Here is a 22,362-nt window from a genome sequence, read left to right on the forward strand (position 1 = left end):
ATAGTCGGGGGTAAGTGACAAGGAGTGAAAAATGGACTCGGCAAAGATCAAGATGGCGGAACAGTTCATCAACCTTGTGCCGCACTGCAAGGCGCTGGGTATGAAGCTCACCTTGATCGAGGATGGCGTGGCAGAGATGGCGCTTGCCTATGACAAGAAGCTTGTCGGCGATCCGGAGACGGGGGTGCTGCATGGCGGCGCGATCTCGGCATTGATGGATACCTGTTGCGGCACGGCGGCGATGAGCCATCCGTCCTCACCCGCAGGCACGGCGACCATCGACCTGCGGATCGACTACATGCGCGCGGCGACACCGGGGCAGGATGTGACAACGCGGGCCGAGTGCTATCACATCACGCGGTCCGTGGCCTTTGTGCGGGCGACGGCCTTTGACGACGACAAAAGCCGCCCAGTGGCCACGGCCTCGGGCGCCTTCACGGTGGAGAGGCAATAATGGCAATCAAGACACCCGAACCCGTGCAAATCGTAAAGCAACGCCGGGATGCGGCGCTTAGCGCCTTGGTGCATGGGGTGCCCTATGTGCAGTTCCTTGGAATCGAGTTCGACCGGCGCGGCGATGAGCTGACGGCGGTGATGCCCTATGATGATGGGCTGATCGGGAACCCGATGATTCAAGCGTTGCATGGCGGCGCGATCGCGGGGTTTCTCGAGGTGACGGCAGTGATCGGGCTTGCGTGGTCTGTGCTTTGGGAAGAGCTCGAAAACGGCGAGATGAACATTGAGGACATCACCGCCGGGCAAATCCCGCGCATGCCCAAGACCATTGATTTCAACGTCGACTATCTGCGGTCCGGCCTGCCGCGCGATTCCTATGCGCGGGCGCGGGTCAACCGGTCGGGGCGGCGCTATGCCAGCGTTCATGTCGAAGCTTGGCAGGATCAGCGCGCGCGCCTCTTCGCGCAGGCGACAGGGCATTTCCTGATGCCGCCGCGCGACAATGGCTAGGGTTGGTGCGGTCACGCATCGACGCGTTCTCGCCACCGCCATCCCCATCGTGATCTCCAACGCGACCGTGCCAATCCTTGGCGCGGTCGATACCGGTGTAGTGGGTCAATTGGGCGAGGCGGCGCCAATCGGTGCGGTGGGAATTGGCGCCGTGATCCTGACGGGGATCTATTGGCTCTTCGGGTTTCTGCGCATGGGCACGACGGGTCTCACGTCACAAGCCTATGGCGCCGGACGGGCCGGGGAAGTGTCGGCCATGCTCACCCGCGCGCTGATGATTGGCTTGGCGGCGGGGGCGGGGATCATCCTGTTACAGTTGCCACTGTTCTGGCTTGGGTTCTATCTCTCTCCGGCGAGCGCGGAGGTCGAGGGTCTGGCGCGCGACTACCTTGCGATCCGGGTCTGGAGCGGACCAGCAGCAATTGCACTTTACGGGGTCAATGGCTGGCTCATCGCGCTTGAGCGGACGCGGGCCGTCCTTCTGTTGCAGATATGGATGAACGGGCTCAACATCCTTCTTGATCTGTGGTTTGTGCTTGGCCTCGGCTGGGGCGTCGAGGGGGTTGCTATTGCGACCTTCCTTGCGGAATGGAGCGGTCTGGCCTTTGGTCTCTGGCTTTGCCGGGATGCGTTCCGGCAACCTGCGTGGCGCGATTGGGGGCGGGTGTTCGACGCAGTGCGTCTGCGCGAGGTGATGGCGGTCAATACTGACATCATGCTGCGCTCGCTCATGCTTCAGGCGATCTTCATGTCCTTCCTGTTCCTCGGGGCACGGTTTGGCGATGTGACGCTCGCCGCGAACCAGGTGTTGATGCAATTCCTCGCCATCTCAGCTCATGCGCTTGACGGCTTCGCCTTTGCCGCCGAGGCTATCGTCGGTCAGGCGCTTGGGGCGCGTGATCGGGCGACGTTGCGGCGGGGGGCATGGCTTGCGAGCCTGTGGAGCACGATCATCGTTCTGGGCGTGTCGGTCTTCTATCTTGTCGCGGGCGGGTGGCTCATCGACCTTCTAACCACGGCGCCGGAGGTTCGGGCCGAGGCGCGGCGTTATCTGCCGGAGGTGGCGCTGGCGCCGCTTCTCGGAGTGGGGGCGTTCATGCTCGACGGGATATTCATCGGCGCGACACGCACGCGCGACATGCGCAACATGATGGCGCTTTCGCTGGTGATCTACGTGGTCGCGGCGATGGCCCTGATCCCGGTGTTTGACAATCACGGGCTCTGGCTTGCGCTATTGGTTTCGTTCGTGGCGCGGGGCTTGACGCTCGGGATGCGCTATCCGGCGCTCGAGCGTGCGGCAGAGGTCTAGGCGGTCTTCAGCCCGAGATTTTGCGCGCCGTCGCTGCGGCGGCGCGGATTTCCTCGGCGATCTCCTCGGCCTCGTCGGGCGAGAAATCCATCGGAATTTCGAGTCCGTCGGCTTCGATGAAGATCCGCACAAAGCCTTGGTCGGTTGGGCCGATCTGAAGGTTGGCTTCGATGTCGCGTTCGGTATTAATGCCCATGACGGTTCTCCTCGTGGCTGGCTTTTCGCCTATCGTGAAGCGCGTCGCTTGGCAAGATGGCACCGGGGGAGGGCTGCCTCGAGGAGCGGGCCAAAAAATCGCGATTCCAGACTTGCAATCGCCGGGCGCTGACGATAAATCCGCCCCAGTGCCGCCTTAGCTCAGTTGGTTAGAGCGCCTGATTGTGGATCAGGAGGTCCCCCGTTCGAGCCGGGGAGGTGGTACCACTCTTCTTTCTCAGGGTTTGTTGATCGCGATGCTCTGGCGCAAGGTGCCGGTAAGTTGGTCGTAGATCAGGATGCGGTTGTCGTCGGTTACGACGGCCCACCAGCCTTCGCCAATGGTCAGTGCCGTGGCGGTCACGCCTTCGGGCAGCGTGATCTCGGAGGGCATTGTCGGTCCGGTCTCATTGAGGCGGATGACAATCAGGGCGACAACCACTAGAAGACCGACAATCATGATCCCTGTCAGCCCTGTCACGAGTAGGCGCAGGAATCGCAAGTTTGCCGGTTCAATCGGCTCGGGAGTCTCGTTCATGGCCTCATCCCTCGTCTCGTTCCGGATCCATGCGGACCCGCCCAAGCGCCTTGATAAGGCGCTTTCGCGCGATGTTCCAGAAGAAGCGGCGCTCTCGCGCACACGGCTGGCGCGTCTGTTGGGCGAGGGGGCGGTGCTGCTCAACGGGGTGGTGACGGAAGATGCAAAGGCCAAGGTCGCAGAGGGCGATCTTGTGGAGATCACTGTGCCGGTTGCCGATGAGAGCCATATCGGGCCAGAGGATATCCCGCTTGAGGTCATCTATGAGGATGCGGACCTTATCGTGATCAATAAGCCCGCGGGCATGGTCGTGCACCCTGCGCCGGGCACGCCGAACGGCACGTTGGTCAATGCGCTCTTGCATCACTGCGGCGATAGTCTTTCGGGCGTCGGCGGGGTGCAGCGGCCGGGGATTGTGCACCGCATCGACAAGGAGACCTCTGGTCTTCTCGTGGTCGCGAAATCGGATCGCGCGCATCAGGGGCTTGCGGCGCAGTTCGAGAAGCACACGGTTGAGCGCTATTACAACGCGGTCGTTTACGGCGTGCCGGATGCCAATGACCCACGTCTGCGCGGTGTGAAGGGGGTCAGCTTTGAAAGCGGCAACATCATGCGGATCACCACGCAGCTTGCGCGGCACAAGACCGACCGTCAGAAACAGGCTGTGCTGTTTCATGGCGGGCGGCATGCGGTGACGCGGGCGCGGATTGTCGAAGCCTTTGGCGCGCCAGGGGTTGCGGCATTGGTGGAGTGCTGGCTTGAGACGGGGCGGACGCATCAGATCCGGGTTCATATGGCCCATGCGGGACATGGGTTGATCGGGGATCCGGTCTATGGCGGGCGGCGCAAGCTCTCGGAAAAGGCGCTTTCGCCGGATGGGATCGCGGCGGCCAAAGGGTTCGCTCGTCAAGCGTTGCATGCTGCGGTGCTTGGGTTCGAGCATCCGGTCACGGGCGAGATGATGCGCTTTGAGGCGGCGTTGCCTGAAGATATGACCGCTTTGATCGCCGCGCTACGCGGTTAGGCCCGCGCGCCGCGACCGAACAAGAGCCAGAGCGCGAGGCTTGTTTCCGCGACAACGGGGATCAGGTAGGCCGGTTGCATCAGCGTGTTCAGGTCAGGCGCGAAGAACCGAGTTAGACTACCGACAAGATAGACAAGACCAGAGGCAGCGATGCCAAACGGGAGCCAGCGTGGTGGGCGGCGCGTGGCGTGCAAGAGCCAAGCCATCACGAAGCAGTTAAACGCGAAGAAGATCAGCCCGAGGTCATAGCCTGCTGCGTGGCGTGCGATGAGGGGCAGGGGGTGGGCCACCTCGGGCGCGGGCCAAACCAGCAGAGCATTTGCGACAAGGATTGCCGCCTGAATGAGGCGCAAGATGGTTGCGGTGATCGCGGCGGGGCGATGCACGCATTGCAACATGCGCAGAAAGACGAAGGCGACAGCGATATCAAACGCGGCCATCGTCAGGTCAAACCCCACCGAAAGACGAAACCTTAGGGTCTCGCGTCCGAGAGCGGCCGCCGTAGCAGCACCATCGCTCCAGTCTATGAGGGGGCCGCGGAGGGCGACCTCGCCGGTCAGACCGAGGAGAATGATGCCGAGATAGAGCACCCCGGCGAGTCGGGCGAGGCGTGCAAAGGCGGGGTTGGTCATCGGATCGTCCATCTGTTCTGCGCGTCAGAAGTATAGCGCGCGGGGGTTTAAGAGAGAAATGACGTTGATTTTAGGGGGTTCTGTGTGTTTGCGCACATGGAGGGTGCAATAAGGCGGTGCTTATGGAAATACAGCACACAAGCGCGTGAGACTGTGGTAATCTTTGTGACAAAGCGACAGGAACGCCCTCATATCGCGTTCAGAAATTGATGGGCCGGCGCTTGAAAGGCTGTTAGCGCCAACCTATCTCGATGTTAAGCCCTATAACATTGGAGGGGGACACGACATGAGCAACTATGCAAATCTACCGGCACCGACGCCGGAAGGCGGTCTGAACCGCTACATGCAGGAAATCCGCAAATTCCCGCTCTTGGAGCCGGAAGAAGAATACATGCTGGCCAAGGCTTGGGTCGAGCAGGAAGATACGGAAGCCGCACATAAAATGGTGACCAGCCACCTGCGCCTCGCAGCGAAGATCGCCATGGGGTATCGCGGATATGGTTTGCCGCAGGCCGAGGTGATCTCGGAGGCCAATGTGGGCCTGATGCAGGCGGTAAAGCGGTTTGACCCGGAAAAAGGGTTCCGCCTTGCGACCTATGCGATGTGGTGGATCCGGGCGAGCATTCAGGAATACATTCTGCGGTCCTGGAGCCTTGTGAAGCTTGGCACGACCTCGGCTCAGAAGAAGCTCTTCTTTAACCTGCGCAAGGCGAAGGCGCGGATCGGCGCGCTTGAAGAAGGTGATATGCGCCCCGAGAACGTCAAGCGTATCGCGCATGATCTTGGTGTCACCGAGGAAGAAGTGATCTCGATGAACCGCCGCATGAGCGGTGGGGATGCGTCGCTTAATGCCCAGATCGGCACCGAGGGCGAAGGCACGATGGAGTGGCAGGACTGGCTTGAAGATGAAGACGCCGACCAAGCTGCCGATTACGAAGCCCGCGACGAGCTTGAGGCGCGTCGGGCGCTTCTTGCAGAGGCGATGGATGTGCTCAACGATCGCGAGAAGGACATCCTTGCGCAGCGACGCCTGGCGGACAAGCCGGTGACCCTCGAAGAGCTGAGCGGCCAGTATGACGTGAGCCGGGAGCGCATTCGCCAGATCGAGGTGCGTGCCTTTGAGAAGCTTCAGAAGCGGATGCGGTCGCTTGCGGCAGAACAGGGGCTTTTGACCTCGGCCTGATCGACGCCCCCCCTTTGAAAACAGGAAAGGCGGTGCCCCCCAAAGGGCGCCGCCTTTTTCGCGTGATGCGGGGCGTGCTGGCGAAGGCTGGCGGGCTGCGGAATAGATGTGGTTTGGAAAACCGGGCTGGCACGAGCGGCTGGCACGAGAGAATTGCCCATCTGAGCGATGGTTTGGCTGGCTGGAGACATTGGGTGGCTGTTGCGTGCTGTCTGGCGTGCCCGGAGGCTGGCGAGATGGCTTGCTGTAGCGGCCTGATGAGTCTGGCTTGCTGCAATTCTTGGGACTGTCCTACAGCGAGTCGCAGTCGCGCGCAAGGAAAATTGTTTGATTTCAAATAGTTGAGTGATTTTGTCGGGAGTTTGCGGCGCGCGCCGTCTAGTCTTCCCAAGGTGGCGGCACGGGCATGCCGTCCACCCGCACCTCGCCTTCTTCGTTGTCGAGCACCACCGGGCAGTCAAACAGGGTCAGCGTCGGGCGGGCGCCGAAGCGGCCTTCCATCCAGTCGGCCCAGCCCTCATTGAACCAGGCCTCGGCATCTTCGCGGCTATCGAATTCATAGATCCCGCCACCGCCGGCCTCGTTGTTGAGATAGTATTTGCGGCGCAATCCCTTGACCTTGTGAAAGATCTTTGTCGACTCGAGCGACTGAGCTGTGACCAGATCTCGGGGGCGTTTGCCCCCGGGCAGCGGGATTTGAACCAGGGCGATGATCATGGCGCACCCGTCAATTCAGGCGCGCGCGCAAGACGCGGATCATGTTGTCGCCCATGACCTTGCGGATTTGTGCTTCACTTACGCCGATATCCATCAGCGCCTGGGTCAGCGCGGCCAATTCGGATGTGTCGAAGGCGGTCGCGACCGAGCCGTCGAAATCCGAGCCGAGCGAGACATGATCCTCGCCCACGAGGTCAATGGCGGCCTTGATGGTCTTGGCGACTCCGGCGGGGCTATCGTCGCAGGTCACGTCGGCCCAGTAGCCAATGCCGATTACACCCCCGGAAGCGGCGATGCGTTGCATCAGGTCGTCCTCGTAGTTGCGCTTGACCGGACAGTTGTTGTGGATGCCTGTATGGCTCACGACAATGGGAATGTCGGTCATGGCCAGCACATCCTCGGCGACCTGTGGGCTCGAATGGGCGATGTCGAGGATGAGGCCTCTATCGACCACGGCTTGCACCAGTTCACGGCCAAACTCGGTCAGGCCATGATTGCCGTCGCCATGCAGTGAACCGCCGATGGCGTTGTCGAAGAAGTGTTGCAGCGCAATCAGACGATAGCCCGCGTCCTGAAGCCCTTGCAGGTTCTCAAACTTGCCTTCGAGCGGATGCGCGCCTTCGATCCCGAGGATGCCGCCCACCACGTCCTTGCCCTGAGCGCGCGCGGCGAGAAGGGCGTCGAGATCTGTCTCGGACTTGATGATACGCAGTTTGCCGTCGGAGCTTTCTTGGAAATCATGCAATTTTTCGGCTTGGTAAAGGGCGCGTTCATAAAGTGAGGTCCATGTGCGCATTGGCCAAAGCTGCCCGACGGCGAGAAGGGTGATGTTGTCCATGGCGTCGGTTTCGTTGTGCTCGTAGTTCTGGCCAGCGGGGGATTTCGTCACGGCGGTAAAGACTTGCACCGCGACATTTCCCTCGATCAGCCGCGGGATATCCACCTGTCCCCGTGAGCCGCGCTCTAGCAGATCGCGCTTCCACAGAAGGCTGTCGGCGTGCCAATCCCCGATAATCAGGGTCTCGTGCAGTGCCTGTGCCGCAGGCGTCACCGGATAGGGATCGTGCGCGGCCACAGCGTTGCGTTGTTCTTCGACATATGCCGGGGCAAAAGTGACAAAAGCGATGATGGCGATGAGGCATAGCAGCAAAAGCCTGCCGAGCCATTTTCCGAACGTGCGCATGGGATCCTCCGTTTTCGGGGAGGGTAGGCGGCGTGGAGATTCGCGCAAAGGGTGACGTGACGGGATTGCGGCGGTAGGATTGGGGCGAAAGGAGACAGCCATGGCCGGAGGATGGGCGCGCGACGGCGCGGTGAGCGAGCAGATCGAAGCGACGATCAGCGACGAGCTTCAGCGGATGAAGGCAAGAAAAACCCTTGTGGGAGAGAGCCTTACCCATTGCGCCGAATGTGAGGAAGAAATTCCCCAGAAGCGGCGCGAGGCCATACCGGGTGTGAAGCTTTGTATTGAGTGCCAAGAGGAACGCGACGGTGCGTTCAAGGCACGGGGCGGGATCAATCGGCGCGGTTCCAAGGATAGTCAGCTCAAGTAACGGCGCTGCGACTCGAGAGGTTAATGCCTTCAGAGGCGGTCGGTTTCACGTCGGTATTATGTCGGTATTGCGTCTGTATCGACCTCGGAAATCACATCGTGAATGCATCGTGCGGGGGTAAGATTCCTTTCATCGAGATCGGTGCGGACATGTTGGAAATTCCGGGTGCGGGTCGTGGGGGCTTTTCTCCGGTGAGAGGCTCGGCGATAGTCTCGCTCGCGAAACAGGACGACAGGAGGCCCCGATGGCCGAGAGAGATTTCAAGGTGCGCGCCCTTGGCGAGATTGCCATCCGCTGTGTGGACCAACCGGCGATGATCGCTTTTTACCGGGATGTGATCGGGCTTGAGCCGATGAATGACCCGGAGACAAGCCCGATCGCGTTTCTAAAGATCGCCGAGGGGTTTGCGGGGCATACAACGATCCTCGCGCTGTTTCCCCATGACATCGCGGCGGCGGGGCGGACCCGTGGCAGCGCCGAGCCGCCCGCGACCGGGCCGGGATCGTCCTTGCATCACATTGCCCTCACCGTGCCTTGGGAGGAGCAAGAGGCGGTCATGGCGTGGTATGAGTCGCTCGGGCAGGAGTATAACGTCGAGTATTTCGACTGGGTCGGCTGGCGCGGGGTGTTTACCTTTGACCCCGATGGCAACACTGTCGAGCTTGTCGCACAAGACCCGACTTGGCACGCGCCCACAGAGGGCGGCACGGCCTAGGGGCGGGGCAGGGTGAGCCGCATGATGTATTGCGGCCCCGCCGCACCACCGAGGTAATCGGCGCCCGTGTCTTCAAAGCCGCTCTTGAGGTAGACCGTCTTGGCGCGCGGGTTGCGGTGGTTCACGGTCAGGTAGCAGGCCGCTGCCGCCGGGTAGTGCTCTGGCAGGTAGCTCGCGAGTGCGCGGCAGGCGAAGGTTGCGATGCCGCGCCCCTGTGCGCGGGTGTCGACCGAGAACATGCGCAACCCGATGGTGCCGGTTTCGGCAAAATCATGCGCGTCCGCATAGGCGCGGTCGATGGCGAAGAAGCCAACGACCTTGCCGTCTTCAAGGATCATATGCCCATCACGATCCGGCCCGCCCATGGCCATGACTTCGGGCGGGGGGCTTGCAAAGACCTGTTGGTCGGGTGGCAGATGGATATCTGCGATGAGATCAGTGCGGTCCGGGGGAAGGGGGGCGAGGGTGATCATGTGCCTATTCCGGTCAGAGGGGCGCGTTTGATGCACAGGTTGGTTTGGTGGGTTGAAAACCCACCCTACCGAGTGCGGCCGCAGGCGGGATTCACCCCTCCATCGCCTCCAACTCGTCGATCATGTCGGAGATCATGCTAAGGCCTTTGTCCCAGAATTTGGGGTCGGAGGCGTCGAGGCCGAAGGGCGCGAGGAGCTCTTTGTGGTGTTTGGAGCCACCCGCCTTGAGCATGTCGAAATACTTGTCCTCAAACCCTTCGCCGCCCTCGGCATAGACTGCGTAGAGCGCGTTCACGAGGCCGTCGCCAAAGGCGTAGGCATAGACGTAGAAGGGCGAGTGGACGAAATGGGGGATGTAGGCCCAGTAGGTCTCATACCCCTCCATGAAATCAAACGCCGGGCCGAGGGATTCCGCCTGCACCGACATCCAGAGGGCGTTGATATCCTCGGGCGTCAGTTCGCTTTCGCGGCGGGCGGCGTGGAGCTTGCATTCGAAATCGTAGAAGGCGATCTGACGCACCACGGTGTTGATCATGTCCTCGACCTTGCCGGCGAGAAGCACTTTGCGCTGTTCCTTGGTCTCGGCGTTGTCGAGCATTTTGCGGAAGGTCAGCATCTCGCCAAAGACCGAGGCGGTTTCGGCCAAGGTCAGCGGCGTGGAGGAGAGCATTTCGCCCTGATCGGCGGCGAGCACCTGATGCACGCCATGGCCGAGTTCGTGGGCCAGCGTCATCACGTCGCGCGGTTTGCCGAGGTAGTTCAGCATCACATAGGGGTGCACATTGGTGACGGTCGGGTGGGCAAAGGCGCCGGGGGCCTTGCCGGGTTTGACGCCTGCGTCGATCCAGCCCTTGGTAAAGAACGGCTCGGCAATCTCGCCCATGCGGGGATCAAAGGCGTTGTAGGCGTCCATGACCAGCTTGCGTGCCTCGTCCCAGCCCACGGTCTTGGTTTCTTCCATCGGCAGCGGCGCGTTGCGGTCCCAAACCTGCATGCGGTCGAGGCCGAGCCATTTGCGTTTCAACTCGTAATAGCGGTGCGAGAGTTTCGGGTAGGCCGCGACCACGGCGTCGCGCAGCGCCTCGACCACTTCGGGCTCTACGTCGTTGGAGAGGTGGCGGCCGGTCTGAGCCGTCGGCATCTTGCGCCAGCGGTCGACGACCTCTTTTTCTTTGGCGGCGGTGTTGTGGACGCGGGAGAAGATCTTGATGTTTTCGGCGAACACGCGGGCCAACTCGCGCGCGGCCATCTCTCGCTTGGCGCGGTCCTGTTCGGTGAGGTAGTTGAGGGTCGTCTCGATGCCGACCTCTTCGCCTTCCATCTCGAAGGTGAGGCCCGCGATGGTTTCATCGAAGAGGCGCTCCCACGCATCGCCGACCACGCCGAGATCGTGGAGGAATTTCTCGAGCTCATCCGAGAGCTGATAAGGTTTCATGGCGCGGATGCGGTCGAAGACAGGCTTGTAGCGGGCAAGCTCGGCATTGGCGGCAAAGGCGGCGGCGAGCGCGTCATCTTCGATCCGGTTCAGCTCGAGTGTGAAAAAGACCAGCGGCGTGGTGAAATTCGTCAGCTTTTCCTGACAGTTCGACATGAACTGTGCGCGTTCGGCGTCGGTTGTCAGTTGGTAGTAGCGCAGACCCGCGTAGGACATGATGCGTCCCGCGACCTGATTGATCTTCTCGTTGCGCAGCACGCAGGTCAGGAGGGCATCGGCGTCGAGGCTTGCCAGCTTGCCTTCGTAATCGGCGGCAAAGGCGGCGCATTCCTTCTCAAGAAAGGCCATGTCGGCCTCAAGTTCCGGCGCGTCGGGGGAGGTATAGAGGTCGCTCAGATCCCATTCGGGCAGGTTGCCAAGGCCATCGGAGCCGGAAGTGGCGTTTGCGTCGCGCACGGGAAAGGGAAGGTTGAGCATGGATCGCCTCTGGTTTGTTGGGTCTGTTGGGAGAAGAGATAGGCAGAGGGGGCGGGCAGGTGCAAGGGGCGCGCTTCAATTCCTCGCGGGCTTGGGCTAGGTCTTGGGCAAACGACTAGGGAGAGAGCGATGAAATTCCTGCGCTATGGTGAGATGGGGGCAGAAAAGCCCGGTGTATTGGATGGGGAGGGCCGGCTTCGGGACTTGTCCGGTGTGGTTGAGGATCTGGCGGGGGATGTGCTGGCCGATCTGCCGCAGGTGGACCCCGAGAGCCTGCCGCTTGTTGAAGGCGATCCGCGCATCGGGGCGCCCGTGGGTGGTGTGGGCAAGTTCATGTGTATCGGGCTCAACTATTCCGACCATGCGGCGGAAGCGGGGATGGACCTGCCGAAGGAGCCGATCTTGTTCATGAAGGCGACGAGCGCGATCTGCGGGCCGAACGATACGGTACGCCTGCCGCGCGGGTCGGAGAAGAGCGACTGGGAGGTGGAGCTTGCGGTGGTGATCGGCAAGCCCGCGAAATATGTCAGTGAAGCCGAAGCGCTTGATCACGTGGCGGGCTATTGCGTGGCCAATGATGTGTCCGAGCGCGCCTTTCAGACCGAGCGCGGTGGGCAATGGACCAAGGGCAAGAGCCCAGACACGTTCGGGCCATTGGGGCCGTGGCTTGTCACGCCGGACGAGGCGGGCGATCCGCAGAATCTTGGGCTATGGCTCGACGTGAACGGGGAGCGGCGGCAGACGGGCAGCACCAAGGCGATGGTCTTTGGCGTGGCGGAGGTGATTTCCTACCTGAGCCAGATGATGACGCTTCAGCCCGGCGACGTGATCGCGACGGGAACGCCTCCGGGGGTCGGCATGGGGATGACACCGCCGGTCTACCTTCGGGATGGCGACGTGATGGCGCTTGGCATCGAGGGGCTTGGGGCGCAGCGGACGCCAGTTGTCGCGGATACGTAAGCTTTAGCGCGCGGCGGTGATGATCCGCCGCATGAGGGCGAGGAACAGGGATTGTTCCTCGGACGACAGGGGGGCGAGCGCGGCGGTGTTCTCCGCCAGCGCCGCCTCGGTCGCGGGGGCCTCGAGGGCGCGGGCGTGGTCGGTCAGCCAGACCCGTTGCACGCGCCCGTCTGTCGCGTCCTTCAGCCGGGTGATGAGCCCGTCGCGCTCCATCCGAGCGAGCGTGTTGGCCATGGTCGCCTGTTCGATGTCGAGCCGTTCGACCAGTTGCTTCTGCGTGAGCCCGTCTTCTTCCCAGAGTTCCAGAAGCGCCGGGAAGGTGCCGATGGTCAGGCCAAGCGGCTTGATCCGCGCGGCGAGGCCACGGGCGAAGACGCGGGCGAGATGATTGACGAGATAGCCCGCCGAGTGATCCTTGGAGAATGTCATGGGGGTTTCTAGCACTTGAATAGCCTGCTATGCAATTATATATAGCAAGCTATGTTAATTTGGAGAGACGACATGATGACACGGATACACGCAGGGGCGGGCGCGGTGGCGCTTGGGATGATTTCGGTTTTCTGGCTTTCGACGGTCTCGGTCGAACTCATGGGCGATGCGGCGCGTATTGCACAGGTCAAGCAGATGATTTTATGGGGATTCCTTGTTCTCGTGCCAGCGATGGCGCTGGTGGGCGGGACGGGATTTCGGCTTGGTCAAAAGCTGCGCGGGCCGGTTGTCGAGAAGAAACGCAGGCGGATGCCGTTCATCGCGGCGAACGGCCTTTTGATTCTCGTGCCATCTGCGTTCTTCCTTGCGGCCAAGGCGCAGGCGGGAGCCTTCGATACGGTGTTCTATGTGGTGCAGGCGCTCGAGTTTGTTGCGGGGGCAGTCAATATCGCGCTGCTCGGGGCGAATATGCGCGATGGGCTTCGGCTCGCGGCGCGGCGGCGAAATCTTTGAGAGATTTCAGGCTGACTTCTTTCTGAAGATATCCGGCGGGTGAAAATTTGTTCCGCTTTCGTTCTTTTGTCTGTAGGGTGATGCGTGACAGGAGAGGGAGGGCGCCAGATGGGCGAACAAGAGGCGAAATACGAACGCTTGAGGGCGCTGCATGCGCGGGAGGGCGCGTTTGTCATTCCAAATGCTTGGGACGCGGGATCGGCGCGTTTGTTGAGCGGGCTGGGGTTCGAGGCGCTGGCGACAACGAGCGCGGGCTATGCGTTTTCCAAGGGCAAGCGCGATTCCTTTGCAGCACTCAGCCGGGCCGAGATCCTTGCCAATGCCGGTGAGATCGTGGCGGCGACGGGATTGCCGGTGTCGGCGGACCTTGAGGATGGGTTCGGGGAAGCGCCACAGGATTGCGCCGAAACGATTCACGCCGCCGCCCGGTTTGGCCTTGTGGGCGGGTCGATCGAAGATGCGACAGGCGATCCGAGCGACCCGATCTATGACATGGGGCTGGCTGTGGAACGCGTTGCCGCCGCTGCGGAGGCGGCACGGGGTTTGCCGTTTCTCCTGACGGCGCGCGCAGAGAACTTTCTTTGGGAGCGGCCCGACCTTGATGACACGATTGCGCGATTGCAGGCGTTTTCCGAGGCGGGTGCGGATGTGCTCTATGCGCCGGGGCTGCCGGATATCGCAGCGATCCGGACGGTCTGTGCGGCGGTGGACAAGCCGGTGAATGTCGTGATGGGCCTGACGGGGCCGCGCTATTCGGTGGCTGAACTGGCCGAGGCGGGCGTCAAGCGGGTCAGTGTTGGCGGATCGTTTGCGCGCGCGGCGCTGGGCGGATTGATGCGCGCGGCGGAGGAGGTCAGGACACTGGGCACGTTCGACTATGCCGAAGATGCATTGCCCGGCGCGGTTATCAGTGCGGCGATGGATCAGGGGCGGGCCGGGGATCGGCGCTAGGCCGGATCAGGCGGTTTGCCGTGCCGCCTTGTGGCGCGCGAGGTGCGCGTCGAAGAAGGCGGCGCAGTCGGCATGGACCTTGTCGCGGATGGCGGGCAGTTCCATGAGCACCTCGTGTTCGGCGCCGTCGATCACCACCAATTTCCCATTCGGCCAGCCCGCCATGCGGTCCTTGATGGCTTGCGGGTCGACGATTTTCTCGTCGGTGCCGAGGAAGGTCAGGCAGGGCATGTCAGGTGCGGGACGGGCGGCAAGGGTGCGCATTTCCATCAGCGCTTCGTTCAGCCAGTGCAGGCTTGGCCCGCCGAGGGCCATGTCGGGGACTTGGCGCATCTGTTCCTGCATGTAGGTGTACATGTCGGGATCGTGCGTGAGGCTATTGCCCTCGAAGGGTTCGGCGAGGACATAGGTCTCGGCCTTGGTGCCGGGGGCGAGGCGGGTGCCTGCGCCGACGCGGCGGCCTGTCCAGCTTAGCGCCCAGGCGGCAGGACGCATGACCGAGGACATCTGGATGCCCCACATCGGGGCGCTGAAGGCGGCGGCGTTGACCGGCAGGCCGGACATGACCGCGCGCAGCCCGATGCAGCCGCCCATGGAGTGGCCGATCAGGAACCACGGTTTCGGCATCTCAAGCGCCTCAAGCGCCGAGAGCATCGCCGCAACATCGTGTTGGTAATCGGGGAACTGATCGACATAGCCCGCGTCGCGGTCGTCGATCAGGCGATCGGCCAGACCCTGACCGCGCCAGTCGATGGCGGCCATGGCATAGCCCTGCGCAGCAAAGTCCGCGGCGGAGCGGCCGTATTTCTCGATATATTCGGTGCGGCCCGGAAACATCAGGACCGTGCCCTTGGCATCGGGTTTTTGCCAATGGGCGACGCGAATACGCACCCCGTCCGAGGTCTTCAGCCAAACCGCGGCGCCAGTCTCGGGACCGTCGGCCACATCGGCGTGAAAGGGGGCGGGGTGCATGTCTCGCATCAGCTCAGGACCGTGCCGAGCTGCATTGCCTTGCCCATATCGCCATCGACGGTGAGCTTGCCCGACATGAAGGCGGCGGTGGGGTTGGTGTCACCTTCGAGGATCGACTGGAAGGTTTCGGCGTCGGCGGTGAGGGTCACGTCGGCCTCGTCATCGGCGGCGCGGGCGCCGTCGGAATCGATCATCACGGCGCCTTCGCCGTCGATCACGAATTTGGCCGTGCCGTCAAAGCCGCCATCGCCAAGTTTTTCGTTCAGGGCCGCCACTGCGGCAGTCACGATATCGCTCATTGGTCCTCTAGTCCTTTTTCCTGGGGCGGGGCCTCTGGCATTTTGGCCGCCGCGCTCTAATATACATACTGTTATGGGTATCCTACGTCGCTTTCTCAAACCTATCGTTGCGGCAACTTTTGGCGCAATGGTCTTTTTGCAATCTGGCCCGGTGCGTGCCGCCGAGCTTGAAACGCTTATGCAACGGTTGCGTGACGCGGATCCTACCGAAGCGGACAAGATTGTGCGCGAGATCGAGCTTGAATGGAGCAAATCAGGCTCGGCCAGTGCGGATTTCCTGCTCAAACGCGGGCGTGCCGCGCTTGAGCGCAAGGAGGTCGAGGCGGCGATTGATCACCTGAGCGCGCTTGTCGACCATGCGCCGGGATTTGCCGAAGGCTATGTGACGCGGGCGGCGGCCTATTTCGAGGCCGGGCTTTATGGTCCCGCGCTGAGCGATCTTGAACAGGCGTTGGCCCTCAACCCCGACCATTTCGGCGCATTGATCGGGTTGGGGTCGATCTTTGAGATGCTGGAGCGGCATGAAGACGCCTGGGAGGCCTATCGTCTCGTCAGGGCTATACATCCGACACATCCCAAGGTTACAGAGGCGCTCGACAGACTCGAGCCGCTGGTCAAGGGCCAGACTCTCTAACGCAATAACGGAATGAGCCGATGTCCCTAGAGCGGCGGATCATGGCGGTGCTCGGGCCGACCAATACCGGAAAGACGCACTATGCCATCGAGCGGATGCTCGGGTATCGCACGGGGGTCATCGGCCTGCCGCTGCGTCTCTTGGCGCGCGAGGTCTACGACCGGATCGTGGCCATTCGCGGGCCGTCTGTCGTGGCGCTTGTCACCGGTGAGGAACGGATCGTGCCGCCGCGGACGCAGTATTGGGTCTGCACGGTGGAGGCGATGCCCGAGGGGATGGGCACGGATTTCCTTGCCGTGGATGAGATCCAGCTTTGCGCCGATCCGGAGCGCGGGCATGTGTTTACCGACCGCCTTCTCAGGGCACGGGGCACTCATGAGACGCTTTTCCTTGGCTCGGACACGATGCGGGGCGCGATTGCCGAATTGGTGCCGGAGGCCGAATTCATGCGGCGCGAGCGCATGTCGACGCTCAGCTATTCTGGCAGCCGCAAGATCAGCCGGATGCAGCCACGCTCGGCCATTGTCGGATTTTCGGTTGATAACGTCTATGCCATTGCCGAGTTGCTACGCCGTCAGAAGGGCGGTGCGGCGGTTGTTATGGGGGCGCTTTCTCCGCGCACGCGCAACGCTCAGGTGGAGCTCTACCAGAATGGTGATGTGGATTACCTCGTGGCGACGGATGCGATCGGCATGGGGCTCAACCTTGATATCGACCATGTGGCCTTTTCCTCGACGGTGAAATTCGATGGCCGCCGGATGCGGCCGCTGGCGCCCAACGAGTTGGCGCAGATCGCGGGCCGCGCGGGGCGGGGGATGAGCCACGGGACGTTTGGTGTTACCGGCGAAGCGCCGCCCTTGGACGATGCAGTGGCCGAGGCGATCATGGAGCATCGGTTCACACCGCAGAAAAAGCTCAATTGGCGCAATGCGCGGCTCGAATTCGGCTCGGTCGATGCGCTCTTGGCCTCGCTCGATGTGGCGCCGAAGGATGAGCGCCTTGTGAAGGCGCGCGAAGCGGACGACCAGATGGCGCTCAACACCATGCGCGCCTCTGCCGAGGTCATGGCGCGGGCGAGTGATGGGGCGTCGGTGCGCCTTTTATGGGATGTATGTCGGGTGCCGGATTTCCGTGGCATCAGCCATGCGGAACATGCGTCGCTTATTGAGGGGCTTTATGGCTATCTGCATGAGCGCGGGCAGGTGCCTGATGACTGGATGGCGCGGCAGGTCAAGCGGCTTGACCGGACAGAAGGCGACATTGACACGCTGTCTAAACGACTGGCGTATATTCGCACATGGACATATGTTGCGCAGCGAAAAGGCTGGGTCGATGACGAAAACCATTGGCGCGGGGAGACCCGCGCTGTAGAAGACCGCCTGTCGGATGCGTTGCACGAGCGTTTGACTCAGAGATTTGTGGACCGGCGCACATCCGTGCTCTTGCGCCGGCTCAAACAGAAGGAGGCCCTGTTGGCCGAAGTGAATGACAAGGGTGAGGTGACCGTCGAAGGCGAATTCGTCGGTCGGCTCGAAGGGTTCCGTTTCGTGGCGGACAAAGAGGCCTCCGGTCAGGAAGCCAAGACGCTCAAGCAGGCGAGCCTGCAGGCGCTGGCGCCGCAGTTCCATCTGCGCGCGGACCGGTTCTATAACGCGCCCGATACGGAAATCGATTTCACCGAACAGGGGGGCCTGATGTGGGGCGAGCAAGCCGTTGGTAAGCTCGTACCCGGAGATGATCCGCTCAAGCCGGGCATCAAGGTCTTCGTTGACGACGAAGCGGGGGCAGATGTCGCCCAGAAGGTCGAACGCCGCTTGCAGCATTTCATCGACCGCAAGATCGCCGCGCTGTTTGAGCCGCTTTTGAACCTGTCCAAGGATGAAGAGCTTACCGGTCTGGCGCGGGGCTTTGCGTTCCGTCTTGTCGAGACGCTTGGCGTTATTCCGCGCGGTGAGGTTGCGGGAGAGGTCAAGGAGCTTGATCAGGACGCGCGCGGATCGCTGCGCAAACATGGTGTTCGGTTCGGCCAGTTCACGATCTTCATGCCGCTTCTTCTGAAGCCTGCACCGACGCGCCTGCGTTTGGTCCTGTGGTCGCTGGCCCAAGGGCTTGATGAATTCCCCGAAGCGCCGCCGCCCGGCCTTGTGACTGTGCCGTCGGGCAAAGGTGTGCCGCAGGGCTATCACAGCATGGCTGGCTATCGTGCCGCCGGGGAACGCGCGATCCGCATTGATATGCTGGAGCGCCTTGCCGATATGCTGCGCGCGGAGGATAGCCGTGGGGGCTTTGAGGCTAAGGCCGATATGCTCTCGATCACTGGCATGACGCTCGAGCAGTTTGCAGATCTGATGCAGGGGCTTGGCTACAAGGCCGAGAAGGGCGAGCGCGAAAAGGTCAAGGCTGCACCGGAAGCACCGGCAGAGGCTGCGACCGAGAGCGCCGAGACAGCCACCGATGCGCCCGTCGAAGACGCGGCAGCAGAGGACGCGGTTGCCGCGGACGCCGCGCCCGAAGCACCGGCAGCGGCAGAGGAGACGCCTGAGGCCACAGAAGGGCCGGAGATGGAGGTATTCTTTACCTTTACCTGGGCTGGAAACCGGCAGGGCAACCGGGGGCCGCGCCGTGGCGCAGACCGTGGCGCGCCGCAGGGCGACAAACCGCGCGGCAAGGGCGGCAAACCCAAGGGTAAGGGCGCACCGCGTCGTGATCAGGGCGCCAAACAATATCAGGCCCGCCCACCGAAAAAGGAAAAAGCCATTGATCCGGACAACCCCTTCGCTGCGGCGCTGATGGGGCTCAAGGACAAGGGATAAGAGATGACGGGGCCGGGTTTTCCGGCCCCGCGTGGTTTCGTGATGTGAGTGATCCTTCTTCCAAGCAACGGCTCGACAAGTGGCTTTGGCATGCGCGGTTCTTCAAGACCCGCACGCTTGCGGCCAAGGTGGTCACGGGCGGTCATGTGCGGGTCAACGCGGCGAAGGCCGCCAAGGCGAGCCATTCGGTTGGTCCCGGCGATGTTCTGACCTTTGCGCAGGGGCGGGCGATCCGGGTGGTGCGAATCGTTGCGATCGGCGAGCGCCGTGGACCGGCCCCCGAGGCGCAGGCGCTCTACGAGGATTTGAGCGAAGTCAAAGACAACGTTCCGCGCGCGCCTAGATATGAAGGACAAGGCCGTCCGACGAAGCGTGATCGGCGTAAACTCGACCTCAAACGTCGTGGTGAACTTGAATGATCCGGCGCACTGGATTAGCTAGGTGCCGGAAAAATGTAGATGAGACTCGACTATGACCTATGTCGTCACCGACAACTGCATCGCCTGCAAATATACCGATTGCGTCGAAGTGTGCCCCGTGGACTGTTTCTATGAGGGTGAGAACACGCTGGTCATTCATCCCGATGAATGCATCGATTGCGGGGTGTGTGAGCCGGAATGCCCGGCCGATGCGATCCGCCCGGACACCGAGCCGGACATGGAAAAATGGGTCGAATTCAACCGGAAATATTCCGAGATCTGGCCGGTGATCATCACCAAGAAAGATCCTCTCCCGGAGGCGGATGAGCGCGACGGAGAAGAGGGTAAGCTTGAGAAATACTTCTCGGAAGCGCCTGGCGAAGGCGGCTGAGACCCGATTCGAATCGCCCGACATGCGGGGCAGCGCCGAAAGGTTTCGGCGTCGTTTGGTGTGTGAAAAGGCGATAAAAACCGTGTGAAAGGGCCGAAAACGGCCCCGAGACCGCCCGTTTCAAGCTGCCCAGCTTGGAGATATGCGGTTTTTATGTTATAACTCTGTCACATAGACATACTGCCCACGAGCCATCCCGGGTCTGCCGAGGATGGTTTTTTGTCCCAAAGAGAAGCTGATGGCCGGGAAGGTCTTTCCCGGGCCTCCGTTTTTTTCGCGGGTGCAAGGGCCTGCGTCAGGAAGGACCCAGATGAGCAAGACCAGTAAGACCGAATTCCGCCCCAACGAATACGTCGTTTATCCCGCGCATGGCGTGGGTCAGATCGTGTCGATCGAGGAGCAGGAAGTCGCCGGCATGCAGCTTGAGCTGTTCGTGATTTCGTTCGAGAAGGACAAGATGACGCTCCGCGTGCCGACGCACAAGGCGACCGAGATCGGGATGCGCAGCCTCAGCTCGCCCGATGTTGTCGATCAGGCCATGACGACCCTTAAGGGCAAGGCCAAGGTGAAGCGGGCCATGTGGTCGCGCCGCGCCCAGGAATACGAACAAAAGATCAACTCGGGCGATCTTATCGCGATTGCCGAGGTGGTGCGCGACCTGCACCGCACCGACGATCAGCGCGAGCAGAGCTATTCCGAGCGTCAGCTCTATGAAGCCGCGCTTGAGCGTCTGACCCGTGAAGTCGCGGCCGTGGGTGGCGGTGACGAGGTGGCTGCGTCGAAGAAGGTTGATGACGTTCTGACATCGCGCGCAGCGGCAGCTTAAGCCACAGGCTAGTTGCAGAAATGAAGAACCGCGCTCCAATGGGGCGCGGTTTTTTCGTGCTCAGGCGGTCAGAGCGATCAGAAGGGCGATTTCCGTCATCTGCTGCGTCGCGCCAAGGATGTCGCCGGTCTGACCGGCGATCTTGGCCTTGGCGATGGCGGCACAGGTCAGCGCAGTGAGCCCGGCGAGAAGCGCAAGACCGATCCCGGAAAAGCCACAGAACAAGAGAGCGGCCAGCGCGGCGAGACCCGCGGCGAGGAGGGCGGTCTCTTGCGGGGCGCGGCCTTGTGCGTGGCTAAGGCCGGTGTCGCGTGCGTGCGGCAGGGCGGCCATAAGCGCGGGCATGGTGGCGCGGGAGAGCATGGCGACGGCGAGGAGCGGCCAGAGCCAGCCGCCGTGACCGAGGAGTAGGCCGACGGCGAGGATGCGTGCGCCGAGCGCGAGGACGAGGGCGAGGACGCCGTAGCTGCCGATATGGCTATCCTTCATGATCTCAAGGCGGCGGACGCGTTCCCATCCCCCCCAAAGCCCATCGGCGCTATCGGCGAGGCCGTCCTCGTGCATGGCTCCGGTGAGGATCACTTGAAGCGCGACAAACACCACCCCGGCAAGCAGGGGCGCAACACCGAAACAGAGTAGAACGCCCGTCGGCAGCGCCGCGACGAGCGCCACCGCCAGGCCGGCAAGCGGATAGGCCCAAGCGGCACGCGCGCCACGTTCGAATGCGGCGTGCACCGGCAAGCGCGTCAGGAGCGCCAGCGCAGTGGTGATATCGGAGGGCATTGCGAGGCGGGTGTCGTCCTGCGTCATGTGTCGGTCTCTTTCCGGCCTTGCAGGCCCATCGACATCAGGTAAACAACGCACAACAACGAATTTCAACAGGAGCCACGCCATGCCCGCGCCTTTTTCAACGCTTGATGATTTCCGCAAACTGCTCGCCGAGGCACCGAAGGCGGATCAAGGCGTGTTGGACGCGGCAGCAGAGCGCAATGGCCAGTTGACCAAACCGCCGGGGGCGCTTGGGCGGCTTGAGGAGATGGCGATCTGGTACGCAGGATGGCGCGGGACGGCGCGGCCGGAGATCGCGGCGCCGCAGGTGATCGTTTTCGCAGGCAATCACGGGGTCACGGCGCAGGGCGTATCGGCCTTTCCGGCGGAAGTGACCGAGCAGATGGTGCTTAACTTTCAGCACGGCGGCGCAGCGATCAATCAGCTTTCGCGCGCGGCGGGGGCGAAGCTCTCGGTGCATGCGCTCGAATTGGACCGACCCACGGCGGATTTCACCCAAAGCCCGGCGATGAGCGAGGCAGAGGTCATCGCGGCGCTGGCCACGGGTTGGGATGCGGTGGCGGAGAACACCGACCTTCTTGTCGTTGGGGAAATGGGGATCGGCAACACCACAGCGGCGGCGGCCATCGCGGCGGCGCTTTTTGGTGGTGCGGCCGAGGATTGGGTTGGGCGCGGCACGGGCGTCGACGATGCGGGCCTTGCGACCAAGGCACGGGTTGTCGCCGAAGGGCTTGCCGTCAATCCTGCGCGTGAGGGGCTCGAGGTTCTGCGCTGTCTTGGCGGCCGGGAGTTGGCCGCGATGGCGGGGGCGATTGCCCGCGCGCGGAGCCTGTCGATCCCGGTTATCCTGGACGGGTTCATCTGTTGCGCGGCGGCGGCGGCACTTGAGGCGGCAGAGGGCGGCGCGCTTGATCATGCGCTGGCGGGCCATGTGAGCGCGGAGACCGGGCATGTGCGGCTTCTGGAGAAGCTTGGCAAGGCGCCGATGCTGTCGCTTGGCCTGCGCCTTGGGGAGGCGTCGGGCGGAGCCTTGGCGATCAATATCCTGAAATCGGCCATTGCCTGTCATTCCGGCATGGCGACCTTTGCCGAGGCGGGCGTCGCGGACGGGTAGCGCGCAAGGGCTTTCATAAGCCCTTGCCAACGCGA

At 62.4% G+C, this 22,362-nt stretch carries 27 protein-coding genes and 1 tRNA gene; 17 read left to right on the top strand and 11 right to left on the bottom strand.

The annotated features are described in order from the left end of the window. Positions 1-31: 31 nt before the first annotated feature. The 3 genes from R1W01_RS10790 to R1W01_RS10800 are packed head-to-tail and all read left to right on the top strand — an operon-like array spanning position 32 to position 2,275. Entirely contained in the window at positions 32-454 is a 423-nt protein-coding gene (locus R1W01_RS10790) for a PaaI family thioesterase (protein WP_243612199.1), read from the top strand. After that, a complete protein-coding gene (locus R1W01_RS10795) occupies positions 454-966 on the top strand; it encodes a PaaI family thioesterase (RefSeq protein WP_243612198.1) in 513 nt (170 codons plus the stop codon). Before R1W01_RS10790 ends, R1W01_RS10795 begins: the two co-directional genes overlap by 1 nt. Next, positions 959-2,275 carry an MATE family efflux transporter gene (locus R1W01_RS10800; protein ID WP_243612197.1) on the top strand — a complete coding sequence of 439 codons (1,317 nt, stop codon included), beginning with the start codon at positions 959-961 and terminating at the stop codon, positions 2,273-2,275. Before R1W01_RS10795 ends, R1W01_RS10800 begins: the two co-directional genes overlap by 8 nt. A gap of 7 nt (positions 2,276-2,282) precedes the next feature. On the opposite strand, the gene R1W01_RS10805 is transcribed toward R1W01_RS10800, so the two are convergent. Further along, the gene (locus tag R1W01_RS10805; protein ID WP_243612196.1) at positions 2,283-2,471 is read right to left on the bottom strand and encodes a DUF6324 family protein; all 189 of its coding nucleotides are present in this window, start codon (positions 2,469-2,471) and stop codon (positions 2,283-2,285) included. A gap of 150 nt (positions 2,472-2,621) precedes the next feature. Here R1W01_RS10805 and R1W01_RS10810 point away from each other — a divergent pair. Beyond that, positions 2,622-2,698, top strand: a tRNA-His gene (locus R1W01_RS10810). 10 nt (positions 2,699-2,708) lie between these two features. Here R1W01_RS10810 and R1W01_RS10815 read toward each other — a convergent pair. Continuing rightward, positions 2,709-3,008 (bottom strand): DUF6476 family protein, encoded by a 300-nt coding sequence (locus R1W01_RS10815; protein WP_243612195.1) that lies wholly within the window; start codon positions 3,006-3,008, stop codon positions 2,709-2,711. On the opposite strand from R1W01_RS10815, the gene R1W01_RS10820 reads away from it, so the two are divergent. Beyond that, positions 3,007-4,032, top strand: coding sequence for an RluA family pseudouridine synthase (locus R1W01_RS10820; RefSeq protein WP_297756641.1), 1,026 nt, complete (start codon positions 3,007-3,009; stop codon positions 4,030-4,032). The genes R1W01_RS10815 and R1W01_RS10820 overlap by 2 nt on opposite strands. On the opposite strand, the gene R1W01_RS10825 is transcribed toward R1W01_RS10820, so the two are convergent. After that, positions 4,029-4,676 carry a DUF4386 domain-containing protein gene (locus tag R1W01_RS10825; protein ID WP_297756640.1) on the bottom strand — a complete coding sequence of 216 codons (648 nt, stop codon included), beginning with the start codon at positions 4,674-4,676 and terminating at the stop codon, positions 4,029-4,031. The genes R1W01_RS10820 and R1W01_RS10825 overlap by 4 nt on opposite strands. A 274-nt stretch (positions 4,677-4,950) precedes the next feature. Here R1W01_RS10825 and rpoH point away from each other — a divergent pair, with 274 nt between their 5' ends. Further along, the gene (gene rpoH, locus R1W01_RS10830; protein ID WP_243612192.1) at positions 4,951-5,847 is read left to right on the top strand and encodes an RNA polymerase sigma factor RpoH; all 897 of its coding nucleotides are present in this window, start codon (positions 4,951-4,953) and stop codon (positions 5,845-5,847) included. Between the two features lie 378 nt (positions 5,848-6,225). On the opposite strand, the gene R1W01_RS10835 is transcribed toward rpoH, so the two are convergent. Continuing rightward, a complete protein-coding gene (locus tag R1W01_RS10835) occupies positions 6,226-6,564 on the bottom strand; it encodes a hypothetical protein (protein ID WP_297756639.1) in 339 nt (112 codons plus the stop codon). 10 nt (positions 6,565-6,574) lie between these two features. After that, on the bottom strand, positions 6,575-7,747 hold the full coding sequence (locus tag R1W01_RS10840; protein WP_297756638.1) for a dipeptidase: 1,173 nt from the start codon (positions 7,745-7,747) through the stop codon (positions 6,575-6,577). Positions 7,748-7,847: 100 nt separating this feature from the next. Here R1W01_RS10840 and R1W01_RS10845 point away from each other — a divergent pair, with 100 nt between their 5' ends. Together R1W01_RS10845 and R1W01_RS10850 are read left to right on the top strand one after the other, a co-directional pair. Continuing rightward, entirely contained in the window at positions 7,848-8,117 is a 270-nt protein-coding gene (locus R1W01_RS10845; RefSeq protein ID WP_297756637.1) for a DksA/TraR family C4-type zinc finger protein, read from the top strand. Positions 8,118-8,361: 244 nt separating this feature from the next. Continuing rightward, positions 8,362-8,832 (top strand): VOC family protein, encoded by a 471-nt coding sequence (locus R1W01_RS10850; protein ID WP_297756636.1) that lies wholly within the window; start codon positions 8,362-8,364, stop codon positions 8,830-8,832. Here R1W01_RS10850 and R1W01_RS10855 read toward each other — a convergent pair. Both R1W01_RS10855 and R1W01_RS10860 read right to left on the bottom strand, forming a co-directional pair. Next, the gene (locus R1W01_RS10855) at positions 8,829-9,305 is read right to left on the bottom strand and encodes a GNAT family N-acetyltransferase (protein ID WP_297756635.1); all 477 of its coding nucleotides are present in this window, start codon (positions 9,303-9,305) and stop codon (positions 8,829-8,831) included. The genes R1W01_RS10850 and R1W01_RS10855 overlap by 4 nt on opposite strands. Before the next feature lie 91 nt (positions 9,306-9,396). After that, positions 9,397-11,217 (bottom strand): M3 family oligoendopeptidase, encoded by a 1,821-nt coding sequence (locus R1W01_RS10860; protein ID WP_297756634.1) that lies wholly within the window; start codon positions 11,215-11,217, stop codon positions 9,397-9,399. Positions 11,218-11,346: 129 nt separating this feature from the next. Here R1W01_RS10860 and R1W01_RS10865 point away from each other — a divergent pair, with 129 nt between their 5' ends. Next, positions 11,347-12,177 (top strand): fumarylacetoacetate hydrolase family protein, encoded by an 831-nt coding sequence (locus tag R1W01_RS10865; protein WP_297756633.1) that lies wholly within the window; start codon positions 11,347-11,349, stop codon positions 12,175-12,177. Positions 12,178-12,180: 3 nt separating this feature from the next. On the opposite strand, the gene R1W01_RS10870 is transcribed toward R1W01_RS10865, so the two are convergent. Continuing rightward, entirely contained in the window at positions 12,181-12,606 is a 426-nt protein-coding gene (locus R1W01_RS10870) for a MarR family winged helix-turn-helix transcriptional regulator (RefSeq protein ID WP_297756632.1), read from the bottom strand. A gap of 72 nt (positions 12,607-12,678) precedes the next feature. On the opposite strand from R1W01_RS10870, the gene R1W01_RS10875 reads away from it, so the two are divergent. Then, positions 12,679-13,119: a hypothetical protein gene (locus tag R1W01_RS10875; RefSeq protein ID WP_297756631.1), complete on the top strand. Its 441-nt coding sequence runs from the start codon at positions 12,679-12,681 to the stop codon at positions 13,117-13,119. A gap of 108 nt (positions 13,120-13,227) precedes the next feature. Further along, positions 13,228-14,070, top strand: a complete 843-nt coding sequence (locus R1W01_RS10880) for an oxaloacetate decarboxylase (protein ID WP_297756630.1) — start codon at positions 13,228-13,230, stop codon at positions 14,068-14,070. A 6-nt stretch (positions 14,071-14,076) separates the two neighbouring features. Here the strand turns inward: R1W01_RS10880 and R1W01_RS10885 are convergent, their stop codons facing one another. Then, the gene (locus R1W01_RS10885) at positions 14,077-15,042 is read right to left on the bottom strand and encodes an alpha/beta fold hydrolase (protein ID WP_297756629.1); all 966 of its coding nucleotides are present in this window, start codon (positions 15,040-15,042) and stop codon (positions 14,077-14,079) included. Positions 15,043-15,050: 8 nt separating this feature from the next. After that, positions 15,051-15,341 (bottom strand): SCP2 sterol-binding domain-containing protein, encoded by a 291-nt coding sequence (locus tag R1W01_RS10890; protein WP_243612180.1) that lies wholly within the window; start codon positions 15,339-15,341, stop codon positions 15,051-15,053. A gap of 73 nt (positions 15,342-15,414) precedes the next feature. Here R1W01_RS10890 and R1W01_RS10895 point away from each other — a divergent pair, with 73 nt between their 5' ends. The 5 genes from R1W01_RS10895 (at position 15,415) to R1W01_RS10915 (ending at position 20,424) form a co-directional block, all read left to right on the top strand. Continuing rightward, positions 15,415-15,975 (top strand): tetratricopeptide repeat protein, encoded by a 561-nt coding sequence (locus tag R1W01_RS10895; RefSeq protein WP_317275229.1) that lies wholly within the window; start codon positions 15,415-15,417, stop codon positions 15,973-15,975. 20 nt (positions 15,976-15,995) lie between these two features. Then, a complete protein-coding gene (locus R1W01_RS10900) occupies positions 15,996-18,788 on the top strand; it encodes a helicase-related protein (RefSeq protein ID WP_297756628.1) in 2,793 nt (930 codons plus the stop codon). 44 nt (positions 18,789-18,832) lie between these two features. Beyond that, positions 18,833-19,207, top strand: a complete 375-nt coding sequence (locus tag R1W01_RS10905) for an RNA-binding S4 domain-containing protein (protein ID WP_243612177.1) — start codon at positions 18,833-18,835, stop codon at positions 19,205-19,207. 52 nt (positions 19,208-19,259) lie between these two features. After that, on the top strand, positions 19,260-19,598 hold the full coding sequence (gene fdxA, locus R1W01_RS10910) for a ferredoxin FdxA (RefSeq protein WP_243612176.1): 339 nt from the start codon (positions 19,260-19,262) through the stop codon (positions 19,596-19,598). 310 nt (positions 19,599-19,908) lie between these two features. Continuing rightward, positions 19,909-20,424, top strand: a complete 516-nt coding sequence (locus R1W01_RS10915) for a CarD family transcriptional regulator (RefSeq protein WP_243612175.1) — start codon at positions 19,909-19,911, stop codon at positions 20,422-20,424. 60 nt (positions 20,425-20,484) lie between these two features. Here R1W01_RS10915 and R1W01_RS10920 read toward each other — a convergent pair whose 3' ends face one another. After that, positions 20,485-21,234 carry an adenosylcobinamide-GDP ribazoletransferase gene (locus R1W01_RS10920; RefSeq protein ID WP_297756627.1) on the bottom strand — a complete coding sequence of 250 codons (750 nt, stop codon included), beginning with the start codon at positions 21,232-21,234 and terminating at the stop codon, positions 20,485-20,487. A gap of 82 nt (positions 21,235-21,316) precedes the next feature. Here R1W01_RS10920 and cobT point away from each other — a divergent pair, with 82 nt between their 5' ends. Beyond that, positions 21,317-22,327: a nicotinate-nucleotide--dimethylbenzimidazole phosphoribosyltransferase gene (gene cobT, locus R1W01_RS10925; protein WP_297756626.1), complete on the top strand. Its 1,011-nt coding sequence runs from the start codon at positions 21,317-21,319 to the stop codon at positions 22,325-22,327. Positions 22,328-22,362: the final 35 nt, after the last annotated feature.

The organism is Shimia sp. FJ5 (assembly GCF_032918335.1).
GTDB lineage: Bacteria > Pseudomonadota > Alphaproteobacteria > Rhodobacterales > Rhodobacteraceae > Shimia > Shimia aestuarii_A.

Bases quoted from the DNA above. Each gene is read 5' to 3' on its own strand.
- R1W01_RS10790 (WP_243612199.1), top strand. From the start codon at position 32: ATGGACTCGGCAAAGATCAAGATGGCGGAACAGTTCATCAACCTTGTG.
- R1W01_RS10795 (WP_243612198.1), top strand. From the start codon at position 454: ATGGCAATCAAGACACCCGAACCCGTGCAAATCGTAAAGCAACGCCGG.
- R1W01_RS10800 (WP_243612197.1), top strand. From the start codon at position 959: ATGGCTAGGGTTGGTGCGGTCACGCATCGACGCGTTCTCGCCACCGCC.
- R1W01_RS10805 (WP_243612196.1), bottom strand. From the start codon at position 2,471: ATGGGCATTAATACCGAACGCGACATCGAAGCCAACCTTCAGATCGGC.
- R1W01_RS10820 (WP_297756641.1), top strand. From the start codon at position 3,007: ATGGCCTCATCCCTCGTCTCGTTCCGGATCCATGCGGACCCGCCCAAG.
- R1W01_RS10815 (WP_243612195.1), bottom strand. From the start codon at position 3,008: ATGAACGAGACTCCCGAGCCGATTGAACCGGCAAACTTGCGATTCCTG.
- R1W01_RS10825 (WP_297756640.1), bottom strand. From the start codon at position 4,676: ATGGACGATCCGATGACCAACCCCGCCTTTGCACGCCTCGCCCGACTC.
- rpoH (WP_243612192.1), top strand. From the start codon at position 4,951: ATGAGCAACTATGCAAATCTACCGGCACCGACGCCGGAAGGCGGTCTG.
- R1W01_RS10835 (WP_297756639.1), bottom strand. From the start codon at position 6,564: ATGATCATCGCCCTGGTTCAAATCCCGCTGCCCGGGGGCAAACGCCCC.
- R1W01_RS10840 (WP_297756638.1), bottom strand. From the start codon at position 7,747: ATGCGCACGTTCGGAAAATGGCTCGGCAGGCTTTTGCTGCTATGCCTC.
- R1W01_RS10845 (WP_297756637.1), top strand. From the start codon at position 7,848: ATGGCCGGAGGATGGGCGCGCGACGGCGCGGTGAGCGAGCAGATCGAA.
- R1W01_RS10850 (WP_297756636.1), top strand. From the start codon at position 8,362: ATGGCCGAGAGAGATTTCAAGGTGCGCGCCCTTGGCGAGATTGCCATC.
- R1W01_RS10855 (WP_297756635.1), bottom strand. From the start codon at position 9,305: ATGATCACCCTCGCCCCCCTTCCCCCGGACCGCACTGATCTCATCGCA.
- R1W01_RS10860 (WP_297756634.1), bottom strand. From the start codon at position 11,217: ATGCTCAACCTTCCCTTTCCCGTGCGCGACGCAAACGCCACTTCCGGC.
- R1W01_RS10865 (WP_297756633.1), top strand. From the start codon at position 11,347: ATGAAATTCCTGCGCTATGGTGAGATGGGGGCAGAAAAGCCCGGTGTA.
- R1W01_RS10870 (WP_297756632.1), bottom strand. From the start codon at position 12,606: ATGACATTCTCCAAGGATCACTCGGCGGGCTATCTCGTCAATCATCTC.
- R1W01_RS10875 (WP_297756631.1), top strand. From the start codon at position 12,679: ATGATGACACGGATACACGCAGGGGCGGGCGCGGTGGCGCTTGGGATG.
- R1W01_RS10880 (WP_297756630.1), top strand. From the start codon at position 13,228: ATGGGCGAACAAGAGGCGAAATACGAACGCTTGAGGGCGCTGCATGCG.
- R1W01_RS10885 (WP_297756629.1), bottom strand. From the start codon at position 15,042: ATGCACCCCGCCCCCTTTCACGCCGATGTGGCCGACGGTCCCGAGACT.
- R1W01_RS10890 (WP_243612180.1), bottom strand. From the start codon at position 15,341: ATGAGCGATATCGTGACTGCCGCAGTGGCGGCCCTGAACGAAAAACTT.
- R1W01_RS10895 (WP_317275229.1), top strand. From the start codon at position 15,415: ATGGGTATCCTACGTCGCTTTCTCAAACCTATCGTTGCGGCAACTTTT.
- R1W01_RS10900 (WP_297756628.1), top strand. From the start codon at position 15,996: ATGTCCCTAGAGCGGCGGATCATGGCGGTGCTCGGGCCGACCAATACC.
- fdxA (WP_243612176.1), top strand. From the start codon at position 19,260: ATGACCTATGTCGTCACCGACAACTGCATCGCCTGCAAATATACCGAT.
- R1W01_RS10915 (WP_243612175.1), top strand. From the start codon at position 19,909: ATGAGCAAGACCAGTAAGACCGAATTCCGCCCCAACGAATACGTCGTT.
- R1W01_RS10920 (WP_297756627.1), bottom strand. From the start codon at position 21,234: ATGACGCAGGACGACACCCGCCTCGCAATGCCCTCCGATATCACCACT.
- cobT (WP_297756626.1), top strand. From the start codon at position 21,317: ATGCCCGCGCCTTTTTCAACGCTTGATGATTTCCGCAAACTGCTCGCC.